Annotated in this window: 23 protein-coding genes and 1 pseudogene; 16 read left to right on the top strand and 8 right to left on the bottom strand. The window is 73.9% G+C overall.

Going from position 1 to position 20,821, the window contains the following annotated elements; all coding sequences use genetic code 11:
* Window positions 1–407: pseudogene (locus tag ACME2J_RS18895) on the bottom strand (hypothetical protein); the annotation flags it as partial.
* Window positions 408–549: 142 nt separating this feature from the next.
* On the opposite strand from ACME2J_RS18895, the gene ACME2J_RS18890 reads away from it, so the two are divergent.
* The 4 genes from ACME2J_RS18890 to ACME2J_RS18875 all read left to right on the top strand — a co-directional run bounded on the left by ACME2J_RS18890 (window position 550) and on the right by ACME2J_RS18875 (window position 3,399).
* Window positions 550–1,878, top strand: a complete 1,329-nt coding sequence (locus ACME2J_RS18890) for a citrate synthase (protein ID WP_495546495.1) — start codon at window positions 550–552, stop codon at window positions 1,876–1,878.
* A gap of 206 nt (window positions 1,879–2,084) precedes the next feature.
* Window positions 2,085–2,657 (top strand): GNAT family N-acetyltransferase, encoded by a 573-nt coding sequence (locus ACME2J_RS18885; protein WP_495546494.1) that lies wholly within the window; start codon window positions 2,085–2,087, stop codon window positions 2,655–2,657.
* Between the two features lie 59 nt (window positions 2,658–2,716).
* On the top strand, window positions 2,717–3,061 hold the full coding sequence (locus tag ACME2J_RS18880) for a hypothetical protein (RefSeq protein ID WP_495546493.1): 345 nt from the start codon (window positions 2,717–2,719) through the stop codon (window positions 3,059–3,061).
* Complete coding sequence (locus ACME2J_RS18875) at window positions 3,058–3,399, top strand: hypothetical protein (RefSeq protein ID WP_495546492.1); 342 nt, start codon at window positions 3,058–3,060, stop codon at window positions 3,397–3,399. The genes ACME2J_RS18880 and ACME2J_RS18875 overlap by 4 nt, the downstream gene beginning before the upstream one ends.
* A 6-nt stretch (window positions 3,400–3,405) precedes the next feature.
* On the opposite strand, the gene ACME2J_RS18870 is transcribed toward ACME2J_RS18875, so the two are convergent.
* Entirely contained in the window at window positions 3,406–4,098 is a 693-nt protein-coding gene (locus ACME2J_RS18870; protein ID WP_495546491.1) for a M48 family metallopeptidase, read from the bottom strand.
* Between the two features lie 29 nt (window positions 4,099–4,127).
* Here ACME2J_RS18870 and ACME2J_RS18865 point away from each other — a divergent pair, with 29 nt between their 5' ends.
* Entirely contained in the window at window positions 4,128–4,412 is a 285-nt protein-coding gene (locus ACME2J_RS18865) for a hypothetical protein (RefSeq protein WP_495546490.1), read from the top strand.
* Between the two features lie 66 nt (window positions 4,413–4,478).
* Here ACME2J_RS18865 and metF read toward each other — a convergent pair whose 3' ends face one another.
* Window positions 4,479–5,408: a methylenetetrahydrofolate reductase [NAD(P)H] gene (gene metF, locus ACME2J_RS18860; protein WP_495546489.1), complete on the bottom strand. Its 930-nt coding sequence runs from the start codon at window positions 5,406–5,408 to the stop codon at window positions 4,479–4,481.
* A gap of 27 nt (window positions 5,409–5,435) precedes the next feature.
* Entirely contained in the window at window positions 5,436–6,464 is a 1,029-nt protein-coding gene (locus ACME2J_RS18855) for an MBL fold metallo-hydrolase (protein WP_495546488.1), read from the bottom strand.
* 62 nt (window positions 6,465–6,526) lie between these two features.
* Here ACME2J_RS18855 and ACME2J_RS18850 point away from each other — a divergent pair, with 62 nt between their 5' ends.
* Genes ACME2J_RS18850 through ACME2J_RS18835 form a run of 4 tightly spaced genes read left to right on the top strand, consistent with a single transcriptional unit; the run spans window position 6,527 to window position 10,489 of the window.
* Window positions 6,527–7,720 carry an ester cyclase gene (locus ACME2J_RS18850; protein WP_495546487.1) on the top strand — a complete coding sequence of 398 codons (1,194 nt, stop codon included), beginning with the start codon at window positions 6,527–6,529 and terminating at the stop codon, window positions 7,718–7,720.
* Window positions 7,720–8,169 (top strand): hypothetical protein, encoded by a 450-nt coding sequence (locus ACME2J_RS18845; RefSeq protein WP_495546486.1) that lies wholly within the window; start codon window positions 7,720–7,722, stop codon window positions 8,167–8,169. The genes ACME2J_RS18850 and ACME2J_RS18845 overlap by 1 nt, the downstream gene beginning before the upstream one ends.
* On the top strand, window positions 8,166–9,356 hold the full coding sequence (locus ACME2J_RS18840) for a pyridoxal-phosphate-dependent aminotransferase family protein (RefSeq protein WP_495546485.1): 1,191 nt from the start codon (window positions 8,166–8,168) through the stop codon (window positions 9,354–9,356). The genes ACME2J_RS18845 and ACME2J_RS18840 overlap by 4 nt, the downstream gene beginning before the upstream one ends.
* Window positions 9,353–10,489 (top strand): aminopeptidase, encoded by a 1,137-nt coding sequence (locus ACME2J_RS18835; RefSeq protein WP_495546484.1) that lies wholly within the window; start codon window positions 9,353–9,355, stop codon window positions 10,487–10,489. The genes ACME2J_RS18840 and ACME2J_RS18835 overlap by 4 nt, the downstream gene beginning before the upstream one ends.
* Here ACME2J_RS18835 and ACME2J_RS18830 read toward each other — a convergent pair.
* Window positions 10,479–10,907 carry a hypothetical protein gene (locus ACME2J_RS18830; RefSeq protein ID WP_495546483.1) on the bottom strand — a complete coding sequence of 143 codons (429 nt, stop codon included), beginning with the start codon at window positions 10,905–10,907 and terminating at the stop codon, window positions 10,479–10,481. The genes ACME2J_RS18835 and ACME2J_RS18830 overlap by 11 nt on opposite strands.
* A gap of 198 nt (window positions 10,908–11,105) precedes the next feature.
* On the opposite strand from ACME2J_RS18830, the gene ACME2J_RS18825 reads away from it, so the two are divergent.
* Window positions 11,106–12,758 (top strand): hypothetical protein, encoded by a 1,653-nt coding sequence (locus tag ACME2J_RS18825; RefSeq protein ID WP_495546482.1) that lies wholly within the window; start codon window positions 11,106–11,108, stop codon window positions 12,756–12,758.
* A gap of 65 nt (window positions 12,759–12,823) precedes the next feature.
* Window positions 12,824–14,284, top strand: a complete 1,461-nt coding sequence (gene pyk, locus ACME2J_RS18820; protein WP_495546481.1) for a pyruvate kinase — start codon at window positions 12,824–12,826, stop codon at window positions 14,282–14,284.
* Window positions 14,285–14,293: 9 nt separating this feature from the next.
* Here the strand turns inward: pyk and ACME2J_RS18815 are convergent, their stop codons facing one another.
* Both ACME2J_RS18815 and ACME2J_RS18810 read right to left on the bottom strand, forming a co-directional pair.
* Entirely contained in the window at window positions 14,294–15,688 is a 1,395-nt protein-coding gene (locus ACME2J_RS18815) for an ABC1 kinase family protein (protein WP_495546480.1), read from the bottom strand.
* A 33-nt stretch (window positions 15,689–15,721) separates the two neighbouring features.
* Window positions 15,722–16,477: an MBL fold metallo-hydrolase gene (locus tag ACME2J_RS18810; protein WP_495546479.1), complete on the bottom strand. Its 756-nt coding sequence runs from the start codon at window positions 16,475–16,477 to the stop codon at window positions 15,722–15,724.
* Window positions 16,478–16,518: 41 nt separating this feature from the next.
* On the opposite strand from ACME2J_RS18810, the gene ACME2J_RS18805 reads away from it, so the two are divergent.
* Window positions 16,519–16,896: a VOC family protein gene (locus tag ACME2J_RS18805; RefSeq protein WP_495546478.1), complete on the top strand. Its 378-nt coding sequence runs from the start codon at window positions 16,519–16,521 to the stop codon at window positions 16,894–16,896.
* A 51-nt stretch (window positions 16,897–16,947) separates the two neighbouring features.
* Window positions 16,948–18,483 (top strand): Ppx/GppA phosphatase family protein, encoded by a 1,536-nt coding sequence (locus tag ACME2J_RS18800; protein WP_495546477.1) that lies wholly within the window; start codon window positions 16,948–16,950, stop codon window positions 18,481–18,483.
* 71 nt (window positions 18,484–18,554) lie between these two features.
* Here the strand turns inward: ACME2J_RS18800 and ACME2J_RS18795 are convergent, their stop codons facing one another.
* On the bottom strand, window positions 18,555–18,782 hold the full coding sequence (locus ACME2J_RS18795) for a hypothetical protein (RefSeq protein ID WP_495546476.1): 228 nt from the start codon (window positions 18,780–18,782) through the stop codon (window positions 18,555–18,557).
* Between the two features lie 209 nt (window positions 18,783–18,991).
* On the opposite strand from ACME2J_RS18795, the gene ACME2J_RS18790 reads away from it, so the two are divergent.
* The 3 genes from ACME2J_RS18790 to ACME2J_RS18780 are packed head-to-tail and all read left to right on the top strand — an operon-like array spanning window position 18,992 to window position 20,803.
* The gene (locus tag ACME2J_RS18790; protein WP_495546475.1) at window positions 18,992–20,137 is read left to right on the top strand and encodes a PspC domain-containing protein; all 1,146 of its coding nucleotides are present in this window, start codon (window positions 18,992–18,994) and stop codon (window positions 20,135–20,137) included.
* The gene (locus tag ACME2J_RS18785; protein WP_495546474.1) at window positions 20,137–20,316 is read left to right on the top strand and encodes a hypothetical protein; all 180 of its coding nucleotides are present in this window, start codon (window positions 20,137–20,139) and stop codon (window positions 20,314–20,316) included. The genes ACME2J_RS18790 and ACME2J_RS18785 overlap by 1 nt, the downstream gene beginning before the upstream one ends.
* Window positions 20,317–20,341: 25 nt before the next feature.
* Window positions 20,342–20,803 carry a PspC domain-containing protein gene (locus ACME2J_RS18780; protein ID WP_495546473.1) on the top strand — a complete coding sequence of 154 codons (462 nt, stop codon included), beginning with the start codon at window positions 20,342–20,344 and terminating at the stop codon, window positions 20,801–20,803.
* The last annotated feature ends 18 nt before the right edge of the window (window positions 20,804–20,821 follow it).

The raw sequence follows: 20,821 nt of genomic DNA, 5'->3' as shown, positions 1-20,821 counted from the left end.
GCAGGAGCCTCGGCGGGCGCGGGCGCCTCGGCCTCGGCGGCGGCCTGCGCGGCCGCCTCGGGCTCCGCGGGCGCATCGGCCATGCCCGCGGGCGGCTCGCCGGCGTCGGAGGACGCGGCCGGCGCGGCATCCGCGGGCTCCGGCGCCTCGGCGGGCTCGGGCTCCGGGGCCACCGGGGGCTCGGCCGGCTCCCCGGGGGTCTCCGGCTCGTCCGGCGTCGCCGGGCCGGGAGTGTCCGGCACGATGGGCGTCGCGGGCTCGTCCGGAACCACCGGTGCGGTCGGATCGGAAGGGTTGGGCACCTCGGAGGACGGCCCACCGGCGCGCTCGCCGCCGGGCTCGGGCTGCGGGTCGCCTGCGGCGGGCTCCTGCTCCTCCGGGTTCGGGCTGTTCTCCTCGGTCGTCATGCAGATACGAGGATGGCGGTTTTGCCTCGCGCGCGTCGCGCGGGGGTGACCGCGCCACACCGAGGCACGGGCGCGTGGGCAGCGTGACCGCGGGTACTAGTATGCGAGCGACCCCGCGGAGAGACCAACAGGAGAGCTGCCAGTGAGCACGGAGACCCAGCAGGACGCCGCCACCGGAGGCGCCGGCGGCAAGGACACCCTCACGATCACCGACAACCGCACGGGCCGGACCTACGAGGTCGAGATCACCGACGAGACGATCCGCGCGCTCGATCTTCGCCAGATCAAGGTGAAGGACGACGACTTCGGTCTCATGACCTACGACCCGGCGTACATGAACACGGCGTCGTGCCGGTCGTCGATCACGTACATCGATGGCGACAAGGGCATCCTCGAGTACCGCGGCTACCCGATCGAGCAGCTCGCCGAGCAGTCGTCGTACCTCGAGGTCGCCTACCTCCTCATCCACGGCGAGCTGCCGAACCAGGCCCAGCTCGACGAGTGGGTGCACGAGATCACGATCCACACGTTCGTCCACGAGAACGTCAAGCAGTTCGTCGAGGGCTTCCGCTACGACGCCCACCCGATGGGCATGCTGCTCGCGACCACGGGAGCCCTGTCGACGTTCTACCCGGACGCGAACCAGATCGACGACCCGGAGATCCGCTACAGCCACGTCATCCGCCTCATCGCGAAGATGCCGACGCTCGCGGCGTTCGCCTACCGGCACGCCCGCGGCATGCCGTACGTCTATCCGGACAACGACCTCAGCTACCCGGGCAACTTCCTCGGGATGCTCTTCAAGATGACCGAGCTCAAGTACGAGCCGGATCCCCGCATCGAGAAGGCGCTGGACATCCTCTTCATCCTCCACGCCGACCACGAGCAGAACTGCTCGACCAGCTCGGTCCGGGCCGTGGGCTCGTCGCAGGTCGACCCGTACTCGGCGACCGCCGCCGGCGTCGCGGCGCTCTACGGACCGCTCCACGGCGGGGCGAACGAGGCGGTGCTGCGGATGCTGCGGCGCATCGGGTCGCTCGACAAGGTCCCGGAGTTCGTCGACGGCGTGAAGGCCGGCAACGAGCGCCTCATGGGCTTCGGTCACCGCGTCTACAAGAACTACGACCCGCGCGCGGCGATCATCAAGAAGTCCGCCGACGACGTGTTCGAGGTGACGGGCACCAACCCGCTGCTCGACATCGCTCTCGAGCTCGAGCGGATCGCGCTCGAGGACGACTACTTCGTCTCGCGCAAGCTCTACCCGAACGTCGACTTCTACTCGGGTCTCATCTACGAGGCGCTCGGGATGCCGGTCGACATGTTCCCCGTCCTCTTCGCCATCCCGCGCACGAGCGGCTGGATCGCTCAGTGGCTCGAGATGACCGAGGACAAGGAGCAGAAGATCGCCCGTCCGCGGCAGATCTACACGGGAGAGCGCACGCGCGACTACGTCCCGCTCGGCCAGCGCTGAGCACGTGACCACCACCGCAGCGACGTCCAGCCGGCTCCGCGCCCTCCTCGAGAGCGCGGAGCGGGGCGGGACCGCCGGCGGCCCAGGGACCGCAAGGGCGAGGAAGCGCCGCTCTTCTTCCCCCCTCACGCGCCTCACCTGACACCCCGTCGACGGGGTGATGCGTCTCACAAGCGGGGAACGCGCGTTCGCGTACCGTGGAGTACGTGTTCGCGCAACTTCTCGGCTATCGGTTCGGTGAGCTGCCCGACGGGCGGCGCCTGATCGTGCGGCCGGTCGGGCCGGACGACAAGGCTCTGCTCCAGTGGGGGGTCGAGCATCTCTCCCCCGAGTCCGCCTACCGCCGCTTCTTCTCGCCGAAGCCCCGCCTCACCGCGGCCGAGCTGAAGTACCTCACCGAGATCGACCACCGGGACCACGAGGCGCTCGTGGCGGTCCTCGCCGAGGACCCGGCGACGCCCGTCGGCGTCGCGCGCTTCGTGCGCCTGGCGGACGACCCGCGGGCCGCCGAGGCCGCGATCACGATCGGCGACCCGTTCCAGGGCCAGGGCGTCGGCCGGCTCCTCCTGCGCCTCCTCGCCGACGCCGCGCGCGACCGCGGCATCGATCGCTTCACCGCGACGATGCTCGCCGACAACGTCGGCGCGCGGCGCCTCTTCGGCAGCATCTCGACCCACGTCGAGGCCGTCCGCAACGGGTCGACCCTCGAGCTCGTGTGTCACCTCGGCGCGGAGCGCGAGCTGCCGCGCGGCGAGGTGCCCGACCTCCTCGCCGCGTAGATCGCCTCCCGACGAGCGCTTCGCCGGAGGCCTCTGGTCGCGCAGATACCCTGCGGGCGATGGATGCGCATCTCAAGACGCTCGCCGAGGCCGGGCTCGCCGTCGAGGCTGCCGAGTCCGCGCTCGAGGACGGAGCCCATCACACCGCCGCCGAGCACCTCGACGCGGCCGACGCTCATCTCGCCGGACTCCGCACCGCCTGGGCGGACATGAGCGCGGCCGAGCGTGCGATCGTCGGGCGGACCGCGACGCCCGTCTCCGAGCGGGTCGCCGCGGCGCGACGGCGGCTCCCCCGGGCCTCCGCCCTCTCCGTCGGCGCACCCGAGGTCGACCCGGACGAGGACGTCGACCCCGGCGCCGCGCCGATCGTCACCGACCGGCGCACCGCGGACGGCGAGGCGTGAGCGACGAGGCGACGGTCGTCGTCCGCATCGGCTCGTCGGTCGAGAAGCACGGGTGCGCGTCGCTCGGCGAGGCCCTCGACGTCCTCGAACGTGAGCTCCGCGCGGCAGCGACCGGCGCGCCGCGGACGACGGCGCGCGCCCTCCTGCGCGAGTACGAGCCCGTCGAGCAGGTGATCGCCCGCGGCGAGCTGCGCGGCCCGAAGGGGCTGCGTGCGGGCCTCGACGTCCGGGGCGACGGATCCGCCGAGGCGTGGACCGGGCGGATCCGCAAGCGTCCCGTGGAGCCCGAGGGCCGCGAGGACGCCTTCGCGGCCCTGCGGCGCGTCGTCGGGCGCTGACGACGGTCAGGCGGCCGCGCGGAGCGGCGGCAGCGCGAGGCCCGCGCCGTTGTCGCGGAGCCAGCGACGGGCGTCGTCGTGACCGGGGCAGTGCGCGGCGACGAGCGCCCAGAAGCGCGGCGAGTGGTCGAGCACGAGCAGGTGGCAGGCCTCGTGCCACACGACGTAGTCGAGGATCGGCTCGGGCGCGAGGAGCAGCCGCCAGTTGAAGCTCATCGCGCCCTTCGACGTGCAGGACCCCCACCGCGTGCGCTGATCGCGGATCGTGAGCCGCGTCCAGGGCCGGCCGAGCGCGGCGCTCGCGACATCGAGCCGCGGGGCGATCTCGGCGCGGGCGGCACGGCGGTACCAGCGCTCGAGCGCCGGGCGCGCGTCGGCGCCCGGGACGAGGAGGGCGTCGCCGCCCGCCGGCCGGTGGACGCGGGTGCGCCCCGGCTCGGCGACGAGGCGCAGGTGAGAGCCGAGGTAGGGCACGGTGCCGGGAGGGAGGGCCATCCGATCGCGCCGGGCGGCGTTCTCCGCGAGCCGGCGATCGATCCACGGGCGCAGCTCGACGACCGCGGCGGCCGCGTCCCTCTCGCGACCCCGGGCCGGGAGGACGACCTCCACGCGGTCCGACGGGTCGACGGTGATGCGGACGCGACGCGCCCGTGAGGAGCGCCGGATCGTGAACGCGAGATCGGGGTCCGCGGCGGGCACCCGCGGAAGGGTACGGTTCGGGGACGACGATGCCCCGCTCGGTCGTCCACCTCCCCACCCAGGTCCGCCCGCCCTTCCGGGTCTTCATCAGCGGCGTCCCCCAGACCGAGGGCGAGGACTACGTCATCGAGGGCGGGCGCCTCGTGTTCCCCGGCCGCGAGCTGCGCAAGGACCGCATCAGCGGCTGGCGCTGGCTCCTCGGCGCGTGGGGGGTCGGGACGTACCGCCAGGACGACTCGGTCGACGTCCAGTACGAGGTCGGCGGCCGTCCCCGCGTCGCGGAAGCCCTCCCGATCGTCATCGAGGACGACTGACCTGGTCATCCGTCCTGACGAAACCCACGCCTGGAGTGAGTTTCGTCAGGGTGGGTGGGGGCGTCGCTACGCCGGGACGATGCCCTCGGGCGGCAGCGAGAGCCCGGTGACGCGCTCCCACGGGCGCCAGAGCTTGAGCGCGCTGAGGATCGCGCGCGTCGCCGGCGAGCGGTTGAGCGTGTAGAAGTGGATGCCCGGCGCGCCGCCCTCGAGGAGGTCGGCGCACTGGAGCGTCGCGTAGCTCACGCCGAGCTCGGCGACCGCCTCCTGATCGCCGGCGCGCTCCTCGAGGGCGGCGGCGAGGCCCGTCGGGAGGTCCGACCCCGAGAGCGACGTCATCTTCTTGATGCCCTCGGCGCTCGTGATCGGCATGACCCCCGGGATGATCGGGACGTCGATCCCGGCCGCGCGGGCGCGCTCCACGAAGTCGAAGTAGAAGCGGTTGTCGAAGAAGAGCTGCGTGATGAGGAACTGCGCGCCCGCGTCGACCTTCGCCTTGAGGTAGCGGAGGTCGTCCTCCGGTGAGGTCGCGTCGATGTGCGTCTCCGGGAACGCCGCGGCGCCGATCGCGAACTGCGGGTACTCGGCGCGGATGAGCTCGATGAGCTCGCGGGAGTACTCGAGGCCGCCCTCGGTCTTCGTCCAGCGCTCCTCGCCCGCCGGCGGGTCGCCCCGCAGCGCGAGCACGTTCTCGACGCCGGCCTCGCCGAGCGCGTCGAGGACCGAGCGGAGCTCGTCGGTCGTCGCGTTGACGCAGGTGAAGTGCGCCATCGCCTCGAGGCCGAACTTCGACTTGATGCGACTCACGATCTCGATCGTCTTCTCGCGCGTGCTGCCGCCCGCGCCGTAGGTGACCGAGACGTAGGACGGCTCGAGCGCGCGGAGCTGCTCGAGGGACGTGTAGAGCTTCTCCTCGCCCTCCGCGGACTTCGGCGGGAAGAACTCGAAGGAGAACACCGGATCGCCCTTGCGGGCCAGCAGATCGTCGATGCGCATGGCCCGGCAAACCCTAACACGATCGTGTCAAGGTTGGGCGGGCACGTCCGAGGCGACCGTCCAGCGGTCGGGCTCGCCGTCCTCCCCGGGGATCCGCGCGGCGCGTCCCGTCCGCTCGAGATGGGCGAGGTAGCAGAGGGTCTCGGTGATCCACCACGCCGCGTTGAGCTCGGTCAGCCGCTCCCCGTAGATCCGGGGGACCGCGTCGAACACGGTGAGGGGCCCGTGCTCGGAGAGGACGAGGGAGACCGTGCTGAGCCGCTCGGCGACCGCGGCGCGGTTCGCATCGATGTGCGCCTGGACGTCGGCGAAGGTCCGTCCGTGCCCGGGCAGGCAGAGCCGGGCGTCGAGCCGCTCGATCGTGCCGAGCGAGTCGAGGAACTCCCCGACGGGGTCCGGCGTGTAGCCGTAGTCGTAGAAGAGCGAGACGCGGCCGAGCAGATGGTCCCCGGTGACGAGGAGGCGACGCTCCTTCTGGTGCAGGCACACGTGCGAGGGCGCGTGGCCCGGCGTCTCGTGGACCGTCCAGGTGCCGAGGTCCGTCTCGATCGCGACCCCGTCGACGAGGTCGCGGTCCGGGAGGACCACCTCGTCGACGCCGTACTTCCGGTCCCGCGCCTCCTCGGCCCAGGCCCGCAGCGGCGCGTCGGGGACGCCGGACTGCCGAGCGACCTCGAGCCGCCGGGCGAGCGCGGCGTCCGGGTCCGCGGCCGCCTGCGTCGTGTGCGCGTGCGCCGGGTGCATGAGGAACTCGCACCCGCTGCGCTCGATGACCGCCGAGGCCTGCCCGTAGTGGTCGGAGTGGGCGTGGGTGCACACGAGGAGGCGGACGTGCTCGAGCCGCAGGTTCACCTGCGCGAGCGCCCGCTCGAGGTGCGCGAGGGAGCCGGGCTCGTGCATCCCCGTGTCGATGAGGACGATGCCGTCGCCGCGGGCGATCGCCCACGCGTTGCAGTGCGGCACGCCGGGCCACGGGAGAGGGAGCCGCAGACGCCACACGCCCGGGAGGACGCGCTCGCCGCGGCCGACCTCGCGCTTGCGGGAGGAAGGGGGCACGACCGATGAGTGTATGTCCCTGCTCGCGGCCGGCTCCGCTCCCATGACTAGGATGGTCGGCCATGGCGGAGAAGCCGAAGGACGTCGCGCTCGAGTACTTCGAGGCGATCGGTCGACGCGACCTCGACGCCGCGGTCGACCTCTGGGAGCCCGGCGGACGCGAGAACGTCCGCGGGCAGGTCGACACCACCGCACCGGAGGGCGTCCGCGCCTTCCTGGGCGAGCTGATGGCCGCGCTCCCCGACCTCGACTTCGAGGTCGTCGAGACGACGGCGCAGTCGTCGCGCGTCGCCGTGCGCTGGCGGATGCGCGGGACCTTCTGCGGCGCGCCCTACCGCGGCATCGCGCCGACGGGCCGGCGCTTCGACCTCGAGGGCGTCGACGTCCTGCGCGTCCTCAAGGGCCGGATCGTCGAGAACAACGCGTACCTCGACGGCATGACCTTCGCGCGCCAGGCCGGCGTGCTCCCCGAGGAGGAGAGCCGCGCGTTCCGAGGCGTCCTCGGCGCCGCGAACGCCCGGGCGAAGGCGACGCGGCGGGCGGCGGGCAGCGAGCCCGAGCCCGTCGCCGACGGCGTGTGGGTCGTGCGCGGCGGCATCCCGCGCACGATGAACGTCTACCTCGTGCGGGAGCCCGACGGCTCGGGCGTCCTCGCCTTCGACGCCGGGATCCGCACGATGACGCCCGCGATCGCCAGGGCCGCGGCGTCGCTCGGCGGCCTCACGCGGGTCGTGCTCGGCCACGGCCATCAGGATCACCGCGGCGCGGCGCCCGGCCTCCGCGTCCCCGTCGTCTGCCACGCCGACGAGGTGCCGGTCGCCGAGGGCGACGGCGGGTACTCGTCGTTCGACTTCGGCCAGCTGCCGCCGCCGACCCGCTACGTCATGCCGCGGATGCTCCGGCACCTGTGGGACGGCGGTCCCGTGACGATCGACGAGACGGTCGTCGAGGGCGACGACGTCGCCGGCTTCGAGGTCGTCCACCTGCCGGGCCACTCACCGGGGCTCATCGCGCTGTGGCGCGCCTCCGACCGGCTCGCGCTCACGACCGACGCCTTCTACACGCTCGACGTGAACACGACGATCCCGGGCGAGCCTCGTCTCCCGCACCGCGCGTTCACCCCGGAGCCCGAGCGCGCCCGCGAGTCCCTGCGCAAGCTCGCCGACCTCGCGCCCGCCGCGGCGTGGCCGGGCCACGCGGGCCCCGTGACGTCCGACGTCCGCGGCGCCCTCGAGCGGGCGGCCGCCGCCGGCTGATGGGCAAGCGCTCCCGCCGCCGCGAACGCGACACCGGCCGCCCCGGGACCGGAGGGGGCCCGAGCTCGTTCGCCGACCTCGGGCTCGACCTCGACCTCGACGCGGAGACGTCCGGCGTCGCCGAGGAGGTCGACCGCGAGCTCGCCGGCGGCCACGGCGTCCTGCGGCTGCGTACCGGGATGAGCCCCGGGACCCGCGACGAGTACGCGGCGCTGCGGCGCGGCGACCGGTCCACGGCGGCCTCGACGAGCGAGGACCGCTGGGCGCGCGCCGTCGAGTTCCTCTTCGAGCGTCTCGTCGTGCGCTGGGACGTCGCGGGCGTCGCGACCGAGGGCCCGAAGGACCTCCTGCGCCGGTACCGCGCGACCACCCCGGACGAGCGCCGCGCGATCCGCGACGCTCTCCGCGACCACCTCGCCGAGCACCTCCCGGAGGTCCCCGCCCCATGAGCCAGAGCCCCGCCCGTCCCGCGACGACCGTCGACTCCATCCCGGAGCGCCTCCTCCTCGGCTCCGGCCCGTCGCCGGTCCCGCCGCGGGTGCTCGCCGCGATGTGCCACCCGACGATCGGCCACCTCGATCCCGCGTTCGGGACGCTCATGGACGAGATCGCCGCGGGGCTCCGCGCGGCCTTCCGCACCGACAACCGCGTCGCGATGCCGGTGAGCGGCACCGGGAGCGCGGGGATGGACCTCATGGTCGCCAACCTCGTCAGGCCGGGGGACCGCGTCGTCTGCGGGATCCACGGCCTCTTCGGCGAGCGGATGGCGGACGCGCTCGGCCGGCAGGGAGCCGAGGTCGTGCCCGTGAGGGCGGAGTGGGGCCGCGCGATCGACCCCGGGGAGATCGTCGCCGCCGTGCGCGCCGCTCCCACCGCGGCGGCGTTCGTCGTCCACGGCGAGACGTCGACGGGCGTCGCCCAGCCGCTCGACGGGATCGGCGACGCCTGCCGGGAGCAGGACGCGCTCTTCCTCCTCGACTGCGTCACCTCGCTCACCGGGCATCCGCTCGACCTCGCGGCCTCCGGTGTCGATGCCGCCTTCAGCGGCACCCAGAAGTGCCTCAACGCTCCCCCGGGCCTCGCGCCGTTCACGATCTCCGAGCGGGGTCTCGCCCGGGTCGACGGGTCGTCGCGCTCCTGGTACTTCGACCTCTCGCTCGTCCTCGGCTACTGGACGGCGGGGACGGGGTCGGCCGGCGGCCGGCGCGCGTATCACCACACCGCGCCGATCAACAACGTCTACTCGCTCCGCGAGGCCCTCGAGATCGTCGAGGAGGAGGGCCTCGAGGCGCGGTGGGAGCGTCACGCCCGTGCGCACCGCGCCCTGCGCGACGCCTGCGCCGTCCTCGGCCTCGAGCGACTCGCCCCGGAGGGCGAGCAGCTCCACCCGCTGCTCGCGGTCCGCGTCCCCGACGCCGTCGACGAGGCCGCGGTCCGCGGCGCGCTCCTGCGCGACCACGGCATCGAGATCAGCGGCGGGCTCGGCCCGCTCGCGGGGACGACCTGGCGGATCGGCGTGATGGGCGAGGGCGCGCGTCAGGAGCCGCAGGAGCGCCTCGTGCGCGCGCTCGCCGCGCTCCTGGGGCGCGGCGTCGAGGAGCCGCTCGCCGCGCTCGCCGAGGGGTGGGCGGCGTGACGGAGCAGCCGTCGGAGCCCGCCCGCGACGACCCCGACGCGGTCGCGCGGGTCGTCGACGCCGCCGCGTTCGCCGACCTCGTCGCCGGCTACTGCCTCGACGTGCGGGAGGGCCAGCAGGTCGTCGTCCGCTCGACGACGCTCGCGGCGCCGCTCCTCCTCGAGCTGCAGCGCGCGATCCTCGAGCGCGAGGCGTGGCCGTTCCTGCGCATCGAGCTGCCCGGGCAGACCCGCGCGTTCTACGAGCACGTCGCCGACCACCAGCTCGACGGCTACCCGCCGCTGGCGCTCGCCGAGGCGAAGGGCCTCGACGCGACGGTCGGCATCCAGGCCCCCGGCGACGTGCGCGAGCTGTCGGCCCTCGATCCCGAGGCGCTCATGCGCTCGCGCCGCGCCCGCCAGCCGGTGAGCGAGCAGATGATGAAGAAGCGCTGGTGCTCGACGCTGTGGCCCACCGCGTCGCTCGCCGCGCAGGCGGGCATGACGCTCGAGGACTTCGCGGCGTTCGTCCGCGGGGCGCTCTTCCTCGCCCGGCCCGCCGGTCCCGTCGCGGCGTGGTCGGAGCTGCGGGTCTTCCAGGACCACCTCATCTCGCGCGTCGGTCGCGCGACGACCATCCGCATCGAGTCCGAGGGCACCGACCTCACGCTCGACGTGAAGGGCCGCTCCTGGGTGAACAGCGACGGGAAGCGCAACATGCCCTCAGGCGAGGTCTTCACGGGCCCGAAGGAGGACGGCGTCAACGGGCGCATCCGCTTCGACGTCCCGTCCTCACCGGCCGGCGTCGAGGTCCGCGACGTGACGATGGAGATCCGCGACGGGGAGATCGTCTCCGCCCGCGCCGAAGTCGGGGACGACTACCTCCAGCGCGCGCTGCAGACCGACGACGGGGCCCGGCGGATCGGCGAGCTCGGCATCGGGACGAACTTCGGGATCGACCGCCCGATCGGCGTCATCCTCTTCGACGAGAAGATCGGCGGGACCGTCCACTGCGCGATCGGGCGCAGCTATCCCGAGACGGGCGGCAAGGTCCGCTCCGCGGTCCACTGGGACCTCATCTGCGACCTGCGCAAGGGCGGCCGGCTCTCGGCCGACGGCCAGACCCTCATGGAGGACGGCCGCTTCACGCGGTAGGACGCTCGAAGCGGGCGGCGTCGATCCGCCACTCCCCGCTCTCACGCACGAGCTCCAGGACGAGCGTGTCGTCCGGATGGCGGCGCACCCGGACGACCGCCTCGTCGCCCTCGACCTCGGGCACCCCGACCTTCGGCGTCGGCCCGCCGAGCGGCGCGACGGCGGAGATCTCGCAGATGCCGCCGGCGCGGCGACGCTCGGACTCCGAGCTCGACCGGCAGAGCGTCTCGCGGTCCGCCTCGCGCATCGCGCGGACATAGCGCCGCGCGACGCGCCGGGCCGCGCGCTCGGCGTCGGTGCGCGCCTCCGTCCGCACGGTCGCCGCGTCACCCGCCGGTCCGCGGTCCCCATCGGAGCCGCCACAGCCCGCGAACACGAGGGCCACGGCGCATGCGGCGGCGCTCCACCAGCGCGCCATCGGCACATCTTCTCGCACCCGGCCGCCGGGCGCGGCGCCGCTCCGCGCTCGTCCATCCGTCGACGGGCGCCGCTCAACCGGTGACCTCAGGTGCCGATGGACGGTGGTGTGGGGACCGATCAGGTCCGCACCTGCGCACGGACCACACGACGCACGACCCCGACCGCGAGGCGGAGCCCCGTCCCGCGGCCCGACACCATGACAGCAGCCTTCCCCGCCCTCTCCCGTCGCTCGCGCGCCGTCTCCGCGACGGCGCTCGCCTCGTGCGCCGCCGCGCTCGCCGCCGCGCCCGCCGAGGCGGCCACCTCGCCACGCTGCGAGGCCAGCGCGCTCCGCGGATCCATCCTCGGCCAGGCGCCGATCGAGCCGGTCGTCGCCAACAAGAACACCGACGCCTGCCGCGACGAGAAGAGCGGCCTCGCGAACGTCCTTCCCGCCCCGCTCTCGACGAGCCTCGTCTACGCCGCCTCGGACGTCGACGAGACCACCGGGCGACCGGACCTCCAGCGCGTCGCGGCCGTCGGCGGCGTCGCGGGCCTGAACGTCGGGCTCCTCCCGACGCTCCCGATCCAGCTCCCGATCGACCAGGTCGACCAGATCCTCGCGCCGATCTCGAGCATCGAGGTCCCGCTCGGGCTCCCGCTCCAGCTCCTCGGGCTCCCCTCGACGCTGTCGCTCGACCTCCGTCCCGGGCTCGACGCCCTCCTCCCCGAGGGGCGGCTCCCGACCGCGAGCCTCGTCTCGGCCGACGCGCTGAGCGCGACGGCTCGCGCGCGGTGCGCGGGCGGCCGGCCCACCGTCGACACGACGCACTCCGTCACCGGGCTGCGCGTCCTCGGGCAGGAGGTCGTCCCCGAGCAGCTCGCGAACTCGACCGTCAACCTCATCGACACCGCGAGCATCGACCCGTCGGACATCGACCTCACGCTCCTGCAGGTGCCGGTGCTCGGCGTCCTCACGCCGATCACCGGCGCGCTCCTCACCGCGCTCGAACCGGTCCTGCGCCCCGTGCTCGACGCGCTCCCGACGGTGCAGATCCCCGCGACCGTCGCGCACATCGCCGCGACCGCGGGCGCGAAGCACACCGACGCGAGCGGCCTCACGACCCAGCAGGCGCTGCGCCTCCAGGTGTCGATCGCGGGCCAGTCGGTCGCCGACCTCTCCCTCGGAGAGGCGGCGGTGAGCACGGCGGGCATGGACTGCACGCCGCCCGCGGAAGCCGCCCAGCAGGAGGCGGGCGCCGCCCCGGCCCCGGCCCCCGCGACCCAGATCGCCCTGCAATGCACCTCCCGTCGCGTCGTCCTCGAGGACGTGAGCAAGCGCGACGGGCGCGTCCGGCTCCTCGGCTTCGCCGATCCCGCGCTCATCGGCGAGACCGTGAGCATCCGCTTCGCCGGCGGCAAGGTCGTCGCCCGCACGAAGGTGAAGAGCGACGGGACCTTCCGCGCGACCGCGCCGATGCCGTCGAAGAAGGTCCGCTCGACGAACAAGGCGCGCTACCAGGCGCAGATCGGCCGCCACAAGTCGCTCGACCTCAAGCTCGAGCGGCGGATGACGCTGCGCGGCGTGCGCGCCGAGAAGGGCAGGGTGCTCATCTCCGGGCAGATCAGCAGCCCCCGGGCGACGCCGGCTCCGACGATCGAAGTCCGCGCGCGCGTCTCGTGCAAGAAGAACGCGGTCATCGCCCGCGTGAAGCCGGACGCGAAGGGCCGCTTCCGCTTCCGCGTCGACAACCCCGAGGGGGCGAGCGCCGCGGTCTTCCGGCTCACGACGCGCGTCCGCGCGACGAAGCGCAGCAAGAAGACGTTCGAGACGTTCACCCTGCCGCGCTCGACGACGCTGAAGAACTAGCGGCGAGCGGTGCACCGCCGGGCGACGGGCCCGGCGGTGCACCCGGGTAGGGTGCCGGGCAGGTCATGCGCCGCACGAAGATCGTCGCCACCATCGGTCCGGCCTCACGCGACCCCGAGACCCTCGTCCGCATGGTCGAGGCGGGGATGGACGTCGCCAGGCTCAACTTCAGCCACGGCTCGCACGAGCAGCACGCGGAGACGGCCCAGCTCGTCCGGGACGCCGCCGCGCGTGCGGGGCGGCCCGTCGCGATCCTTCAGGACCTCCCCGGCCCGAAGCTGCGGATCGGGCCGGTCGTCGACGACCGCGTCGACCTCCCGACGGGCGAGACGGTGACCTTCGTCTGCGGGGAAGAGACGCCGCAGCTCGGGACCGCGACGCGGATGTCGATCACGTGGTCGGGGCTCGCCGACGCCCTCACCCCGGGCGAGGCGCTCTACCTCGCGGACGGCACGGTGCGGCTGCGCACGACCGCCGTCCGGCCCGCCGAGGGCGAGGTCGACGCGGAGGTCGAGATCGGCGGCAGCGTGGCGAGCCGGCAGGGCCTCAACATCCCGGGCCCCATCGATCAGCTCCCGTCCGTCCCGGAGGAGGACATCGACCACCTCCACGCCGGGATGCGCATCGGCGTCGACATCGTCGCGCTGTCCTTCGTCCGCCGCCCCGAGGACATCACCGGCCTGCGCGAGTACACGCGCGCCCCGCTCGTCGCGAAGATCGAGAAGCCGCAGGCGGTCGCGCGCGCCGACGAGATCGTCCGCGCGTCGGACTGCATCATGGTCGCGCGTGGCGATCTCGGCATCGAGCTTCCGATCGAGGAGGTGCCGATGGTGCAGAAGCGCCTCCTCCGCCTCGCGGGCGCCTACGCGCGGCCGGCGATCACCGCGACGCAGATGCTCGACTCGATGGTCCACTCCTCGCGACCGACGCGCGCCGAGGTGACCGACGTCGCGAACGCGATCCTCGACGGCACCGACGCCGTCATGCTCTCCCAGGAGACGGCGGTCGGCATGCACCCCGTCGAGGCGGTCGCGATGCTCGACGCGATCGCGCGCCACACCGAGCGCGGGGCGCCCTACCTCGAGTGGAACGAGAAGCGGGTGACGCGCGACACCCGCGACCCGTCCTACACCGTCGCCTACTCGGCGTGCGCCGCGGCGCGCGAGCTCGATCTCGACGCGCTCGTCGTGCCGACGCTCTCCGGCCGCTCGGTCCGCCTCGTGAGCGCCCACCGCCCGACCGTGCCGATCTTCGCCCTCTCCCCGGGCAAGGAGACCGTGCGGCGCTGCGGCCTCATCTGGGGCGTGCAGGCCGCGTCGATGCAGCGCCACGAGGTCACCGAGGAGCTCATCGCCGACGCCGCTCGGCGGGTCGTCGAGCTCGGCTGGGCGAAGCCCGGCGACCGCGTCGGGATCACGGCGGGCCTCCCGAGCGGGCGGCCGGGGACGACGTCGCTCTTCCAGGTCCAGGAGCTGCCCGGGCCGGACCGCCCCTGGCCGTCGCGGACGCGCCGCGGCGCCTCCTGACGGACGCGCTCAGGCGCGCCGCATGGCGAGCCACTCCGCCTCGGCGCGCCCCAGCTCCGTGGCCGGCTCCTCGCCCGCGACCCACTCGCGCGCGATGCGGTGCCAGTTCGCCTTCGCCCCGAGCTGACCGAGGACGGCGAGCGTCATGTGCTCGAGGCGCCGGCCGAAGAGGTACTCCGGCGGCATCGACTCGTGGCGGAAGCGCGCGAAGTGCTCGCCCATCGGCGTCGAGACCCCGAGGACGATGTCGCTCGCGATCTCGGGCGTGAGCTCGACCTCGGCGTCGTGCGTGTACCACCAGCTCGCCATGTCGGCGAACGCGAGGAGGCGGCCGGGGTCCATCCGCGACACGTCGTTGAGGAAGCCCTCCCGGCCCCAGAGCTCGACGAGCTCCTCCCCGCGCCGGTCGGTGATGAGCCGCTGCGAGGTCATCTCGACCTCGGCGACGTGGCGGTCGATCGTCTTGAAGAGGCCGAAGTCGAGGAAGCAGACGGTCCCGTCGGGGGTGACGAGGAAGTTCCCCGGGTGCGGGTCGCCCGAGAACTGCAGGAAGCGGTACATCGACCCGAAGTAGAAGCGGAAGACGATCTCGCCGAGCCAGTCGCGCTCCTCGTCGGTCGCGCGGGCCTTGAAGGGCTCGAAGCCCTCGCCCTCGACGAACTCGCTGACGATGACGCGCTCGCGGCACAGATCGCCGACGACCCCCGGCACGACGATGAAGGGATGGCCGCGGTACAGGCGCTGGAGTCGGCGCTGGTTGCTCGCCTCCAGCTCGTAGTCGAGCTCCTCGTAGACGCGGTCGCGGATCTCGTCGGCGAGGGCCTGCGTGTCGAGGCCGGGCGCGATGCGCCCGACGATCCGCATGATCATGCCGAGGTTCTGCATGTCGGCGCGCACGGCGGCGTTGACGCCGGGGTACTGGACCTTCACGGCGACCTCGCGCCCGTCCTCCTTGAGGGTGGCGCGGTACACCTGGCCGATCGACGCCGCGGCGATCGCGTCCTCGTCGAAGTCGCTGAAGACCCGGCCGAGCTTCTGACCGAGATCGGACTCGATCACCTTGCCCATCTCCTTGAAGGAGACCTGCGGGGCCGCGTCGCGCAGCGCGGCGAGCTTCGCCTGGAACTCCTCCCGGTGCTCCTCGGGCACGATCCCGACGTCGAGGAACGAGAGCACCTGGCCGAGCTTCATCGCGGCGCCCTTCATCGTCCCGAGGACGGCGACGAGCTGCTCGGCGGCCTCGTACTGCCTCCGCTCGAGCGCGATCCGCGCCGCGTCGTCGGACCGCACGACGTTCGCCGCGCGCGTCCCCATCTGCCGCACCGACTGCGTCGCGGCGAGACGCCCGACGCGTGCGGCGCGGGAGTACCGCGACGTGGGGACCTTCTTCTCCTTGTCGGCCATGTGCGCTGACCCGGTGACGACGTGCGGCGCGCGTCAGATCCGCTCGACCTGCGAGCCCGGGACGATGTCGTCGGAGCCGTCGGGCCAGCGGACCCAGGCCTTGTGACCGCCGTCGTAGTCGTCGCCGAGGTGGACGAGGGTGGCCGCCTCGTCGAACGCGTGGCACGGCTCGTCGCCCTCCTTGTCGAGACCGCGCCAGATGCGGACGAACGAGTTGCCCTCCCACTCCTCGCCCACCGTCGACGGCTCGGAGTGACCGGGGCGGACGACCGTCTCGGACGGCAGCTCGAGCAGCGTGTCCATGATCGAGGACCTGATGTCCTCGAACGACGTGCTCCCCGGAGCGCGGACGCCTCCGACCGAGTTCTTGAAGAGCGTGTCGCCGGTGAACACCTCGTTCTCGACGTGGAGCGAGAGCATGCCGAGCGTGTGACCCGGCGTGTGGAGGACGTGCACGTCGAGGTCGCCGATGCGCAGCGTCTCGTCCGGGTGCATGTGGCCGGTGATGCAGTCGCGGAAGCTGTCCTCGACGAGCCGCTCCTCGCGCTCGTCGATGAGGATCTCCGCCTCCGGGTAGGCCTCCTTCAGCGCCGGCAGGTCGCAGACGTGGTCGTAGTGGTGGTGGGTGAGGAGCACGTGGGTCACCTTGAGGCCGAGCTCCTGTGCGCGCTCGACGAGCGGGGCGACGGGGCCGCCCGCATCGACGAAGAAGCCCGTGCCGCCCTCGCGGTCGGCGACGAGGTACGTGTTCGTGAGGAAGTTCGGGAGTTCGCTGTGCTCGGTGATCACGCCGTCGGACACTACCCACCTGCGCGGGTAGCCTCGGAGACATGCCCGAACTCCTCCACACCTGCTACCGGATCGGCGACATCGACCGGTCCGTCGCCTTCTACGAGGCCCTCGGCTTCGAGGAGCTCCGGCGGATGCCGATCCGCGACGAGGCGGTCAACGTCTTCATGGGCTTCCCCGGGGACGGCGCGCGCCTCGAGCTCACCTACAACCACGGCGTCGACTCCTACGAGCTCGGCACCGGCTACAACCACATCGCGATCACGACCGACGACATGGAGGCGACCCTCGGCGAGCTCGCGGAGAAGGGGATCGAGCCGGAGAAGCCGCCGTACCGCGTCCGCGAGGGCGGCTCGCTCCTCTGCTTCGTCCGCGACCCCGACGGCTACCGCATCGAGATCATCGAGAAGGCCGGCTGACGCGGCCCGGGTGACGGCGCACGCGCCGAGGCATGCGCAAGGATGCGCGCCGTGCACCCGCCGCCCGACGACCGTCGCCGCCTCGCCGTCTGCGATCTCGGGTCGAACTCGTTCCGGCTCGTCGTCTTCACGGCCCAGGCCGGATGGTGGCGGCGCACCGACGAGATCTACGAGCCGGTGCGCATCGGCGAGGGGATGGGCGACGCGCGCCGGCTCGGCGACGAGCCGATGGAGCGGGCGCTGCGGACGATCGACGTCTTCTCGCACTTCTGCGAGGCGAGCGGCCTCCAGAGCGACGAGATCGACGCGGTCGCGACCTCCGCGATCCGCGAGGCCGCCAACCAGGAGGACTTCCTCGCGCGGGCCCGGGCGCGCACCACCCTCCCGATCCGGGTCCTCACCCGCGAGGAGGAGGCGCGCTACGGCTACCTCGCCGCCGTCAACTCGACGTCGATGCGCGACGGCGCCGTCCTCGACATCGGCGGCGGGTCGGCGCAGATCGTCGCCGTGGAGGATCGCCGCGCCGTCGCGTCGGACTCGTGGAAGCTCGGCGCCGTCCGCATGACCGAGCGCTTCCTCCCCGACGACAAGCCCGCCTCGCGCAAGCAGATGGAGAAGCTGCGCGCCCACGTCCGCGACAAGCTCGAGCGGGCGGACTGGCTCGGCCGCAGCGGCGACCGCCTCGTCGGCATCGGCGGCACCGTGCGCAACCTCGCCGCCGCCGTCCAGCGCGCCGAGAGCCTCCCGATCGACGGCGTCCAGGGCCAGGTCGTCACCGTGAAGGCCCTCGACGCCCTCATCGAGCGACTCGCCGACCTCCCGCCGAAGCGGCGGGGCGACGTGCCCGGCGTGAAGGCCGCTCGGGCCGACGTCATCCTCGCCGGGGCCCTCGTCGTCCGCGAGGTCCTCGAGACCGGCGGGTTCCCGGCGATCGAGGCGACCGAGGCGGGCCTGCGCGAGGGGATCTTCTTCGCGCATCATCTCGCCGACCGGGGCGACGAGCCGCTCTTCGAGGACGTCCGCGCCGCCAGCGTCCTCAACCTCGCGGGCCGGTACGACGCCGATCCCGGGCACACGGGCCACGTGGCCCGGCTCGCGCTCGGCCTCTTCGACGACCTCGCCGAGGCGGGGCTCCATGCGGGGGACGCCGAGGAGCGCGAGGTCCTCTGGGCCGCGTGCGCGCTCCACGACATCGGGGTGGCCGTCGACTACGACGACCATCACAAGCACACCCGCTACCTCGTCCTCCACGCGCAGCTCCCCGGCTACGCGCCACGCGAGCTCGCGCTCATCGCGCAGGCCGCGCGCTACCACCGCAAGGGCATGCCCGAGCCCGGGCCGCTCGACGGCATCTTCGCGAAGGGCGACGACGCGGTCCTCGACCGGCTCTCGGTCCTCCTGCGCCTCGCCGAGGACCTCGAGCGCTCACGCGATCAGTCCGTCCGCGCGGTGGAGGTCGAGGTCGACGACGAGCGCGTCCTCCTCCACATGGTCGCGGACGAGGCGATCGAGGTGCAGCGCTGGGCGGCGCGGCGCGAGGGACCGCTCTTCGCCCGCGCGTTCGGCCGCGAGCTCGTCGTCGACTGACGCCTCCTCGCCGGGGGAGCCGCGATGCGACGAGCGCGTCGTGCGCGCCGCACGCTCGTCGGAGCAGGTCCTCAGGCGAGCGGGACCGGCGGGACGGGCGGCTCCTCGGCTCCCGCGACCGAGATCTCGTGGAGCAGCACGTAGAGGGGCACGCCGAGCGCGTCCCGGCCGGTCTCGGCGATCCGCGAGGAGCGACAGGCCGACACGACCGCGCGCCTCACCTCGGCGCTGCAGCGGCCCGTCCACGCGCACAGCTCGGTGAACGAGACCGGCCGTCGGCCGCCGGTGCGGCGGCGCATCAGCCCGACGATCGTCGCTTCGAGGTCATCGCGCATCTGCCAGGAAGAACGCCCACCGCGGTCTCCGGGTTGGCGCGGGCACACGCTTCTGGCGCGCCGGCGCTCACTCCCGAGGCCGCTCCCAGGGATCGCGTCGGGGTCATCCCGGATGGCGGGAAGCGCCGTGCGGCGGGACGATGACGGTCCCGCAACGCCCACCAGGAGCCGTCGTGCCCGAGACCCAGATCCCCACTCCCCCCGCCGCCGCGCCACCGTCGCCGTCGCGCCCTCGGCTCGAGCGCCCGCGCGAGGACAGGGTGCTCGGCGGCGTCGCCGCCGGCGTCGCGCGCCACCTCGGCATCGACCCGACGCTCGTGCGCATCGCGATCTTCCTCCTCGCGTTCGCCGGCGGCGCGGGCGTCGTCGCCTACCTCGCCGGGCTGCTCCTCATCCCCGCGGAGGGCGAGGAGCGACCGATCCTCCGCACCGGACGACTCGACGACGACCGCACGCCGTTCATCCTCGGCGCGCTCCTCCTCGCGGCGATCATCGTCGGGACCGGTCCGTTCCCCTGGGGCGGATGGGACGGCGGCGGGTGGCTCGTCGTGCTCGTCGTCGGCGGCCTGCTCGTGTGGCTCGCGACCCGCGGTGACCACGAGCCCGCGGAGGGCCCCGTCGCGACCGCCCTCGCGACGGAGCCCGAGGAGGCGACGACGGAGATGGCCGCGGCGCAGGAGGAGCCCGAGGCAGCGGGACCGCCCTCGCGCCGGCGGCCGCGCTTCGCGGCCGGGGCGACCCTCCTCGTCCTCGGTGGGGTCGGCCTCGTCCTCACCGCCACGGGCGCCGATGTGCCCGTCGACCTCGCCCTCGCGCTCGCCGTCCTCTGCTGCGGCGCGATCGCGCTCGTCCTCGCCCCGCTCGGCGGCGCCCGCGGCGTCGTCGCCCTCGGCTTCGTCCTCGCGACGATGAGCGCGATCGTCGCCGTCACCGACATCGAGCTGCGCGGCGGCGTCGGCGAGCGGACCGAGAGGCCCGCGCGCGCCTCGGCGATCCCCGACGAGCCGTATCGCGTCGCCGTCGGGTCGCTCGTCATCGATCTCCGCAACACGGAGCTGCCCCCGGGCTTCACCGAGGTCGAGGCCCGGGCCGGCGTCGGCGAGATCGTCGTCCGCACGCCGCCGGGCGTCACGGTCCTCGCGCGGGCGCGCGCCGGCCTCGGGGAGGTCGAGGCGCTCGGCTTCCGCGAGGACGGCGGGGGCGCCGAGAAGGAGGCGGTGAGCGCTCGCCGCCTCCCCACGAGGCTCGTCGTCGACGCGCGCGTCGGGCTGGGCAGCGTGCGCATCCTGCAGTCCGGCACGGCCGAGGAGCGCGGCTGATGCGACGGCTCGACGCGACGACGACGGCGGGGGCGATCGCGCTCCTCGTCGTCGGGCTCTTCCTCCTCCTCGACAGCACGGACGCGGTCGACCTCACGGCCGGATGGGCGCTCTCCCTCCTCCTCGCCGCCGGCGGGGCGACCCTCCTCGCGGGCGGCGGCAGGCCCGACCGCCGCTGAGGGACGCGGCCGTACCATCGTCGCCATGACCGCCCCCGCCGCCAGCGCGCCCACGCCGCCCCGGCGCGGCCTGCGCGCGGTGCGGCGCACCGGGGAGGAGGCCCGGATCGGAGGCATCTGCGCCGGTCTCGCGCGCGCCTGGGACGTCGACCCGCGGCTCGTCCGCATCGCGGTCATCGTCCTCGCGGTCGCGACGGCGGGCACGGCCCTCGCCGCGTACCTCCTCGCGTGGGCGCTCCTCCCCGCCGACGAGGACGCGCCTCCCGGCCCCGAGGCCCTCGGGTGGCGGACCGCGCTCGGCGCGGGCATGCTCGCCGCCGCGGCCGTCGTCGCCCTCCAGGAGCTGGGTGCCGCGCCCGGCGACGCCGGCGTCGTGTGGCCCGTCCTCCTCACGACCGCCGGCCTCGTGCTCCTCCGGCGCGCCGCGGGACCGACGGGCGCCGCGCCGGCCCCGCGGCCGGCGGGGGCGCGCCCTCGGGGGCGCTGACCGCCGGGCTCAGCGGGG

Source organism: Paraconexibacter sp. (assembly GCF_059438195.1).
The sequence above is the reverse complement of the archived record's forward strand: the minus strand, read 5'-3'. Positions and strand labels throughout refer to the sequence as shown.

What these genes read in the sequence shown, in the direction of transcription:
- ACME2J_RS18880 (WP_495546493.1), top strand. Translation starts at nt 2,717, where the DNA reads ATGGATGCGCATCTCAAGACGCTCGCCGAGGCCGGGCTCGCCGTCGAG.
- ACME2J_RS18865 (WP_495546490.1), top strand. Translation starts at nt 4,128, where the DNA reads ATGCCCCGCTCGGTCGTCCACCTCCCCACCCAGGTCCGCCCGCCCTTC.
- metF (WP_495546489.1), bottom strand. Translation starts at nt 5,408, where the DNA reads ATGCGCATCGACGATCTGCTGGCCCGCAAGGGCGATCCGGTGTTCTCC.
- ACME2J_RS18850 (WP_495546487.1), top strand. Translation starts at nt 6,527, where the DNA reads ATGGCGGAGAAGCCGAAGGACGTCGCGCTCGAGTACTTCGAGGCGATC.
- ACME2J_RS18845 (WP_495546486.1), top strand. Translation starts at nt 7,720, where the DNA reads ATGGGCAAGCGCTCCCGCCGCCGCGAACGCGACACCGGCCGCCCCGGG.
- ACME2J_RS18840 (WP_495546485.1), top strand. Translation starts at nt 8,166, where the DNA reads ATGAGCCAGAGCCCCGCCCGTCCCGCGACGACCGTCGACTCCATCCCG.
- ACME2J_RS18830 (WP_495546483.1), bottom strand. Translation starts at nt 10,907, where the DNA reads ATGGCGCGCTGGTGGAGCGCCGCCGCATGCGCCGTGGCCCTCGTGTTC.
- ACME2J_RS18825 (WP_495546482.1), top strand. Translation starts at nt 11,106, where the DNA reads ATGACAGCAGCCTTCCCCGCCCTCTCCCGTCGCTCGCGCGCCGTCTCC.
- pyk (WP_495546481.1), top strand. Translation starts at nt 12,824, where the DNA reads ATGCGCCGCACGAAGATCGTCGCCACCATCGGTCCGGCCTCACGCGAC.
- ACME2J_RS18815 (WP_495546480.1), bottom strand. Translation starts at nt 15,688, where the DNA reads ATGGCCGACAAGGAGAAGAAGGTCCCCACGTCGCGGTACTCCCGCGCC.
- ACME2J_RS18805 (WP_495546478.1), top strand. Translation starts at nt 16,519, where the DNA reads ATGCCCGAACTCCTCCACACCTGCTACCGGATCGGCGACATCGACCGG.
- ACME2J_RS18795 (WP_495546476.1), bottom strand. Translation starts at nt 18,782, where the DNA reads ATGCGCCGCCGCACCGGCGGCCGACGGCCGGTCTCGTTCACCGAGCTG.
- ACME2J_RS18785 (WP_495546474.1), top strand. Translation starts at nt 20,137, where the DNA reads ATGCGACGGCTCGACGCGACGACGACGGCGGGGGCGATCGCGCTCCTC.
- ACME2J_RS18780 (WP_495546473.1), top strand. Translation starts at nt 20,342, where the DNA reads ATGACCGCCCCCGCCGCCAGCGCGCCCACGCCGCCCCGGCGCGGCCTG.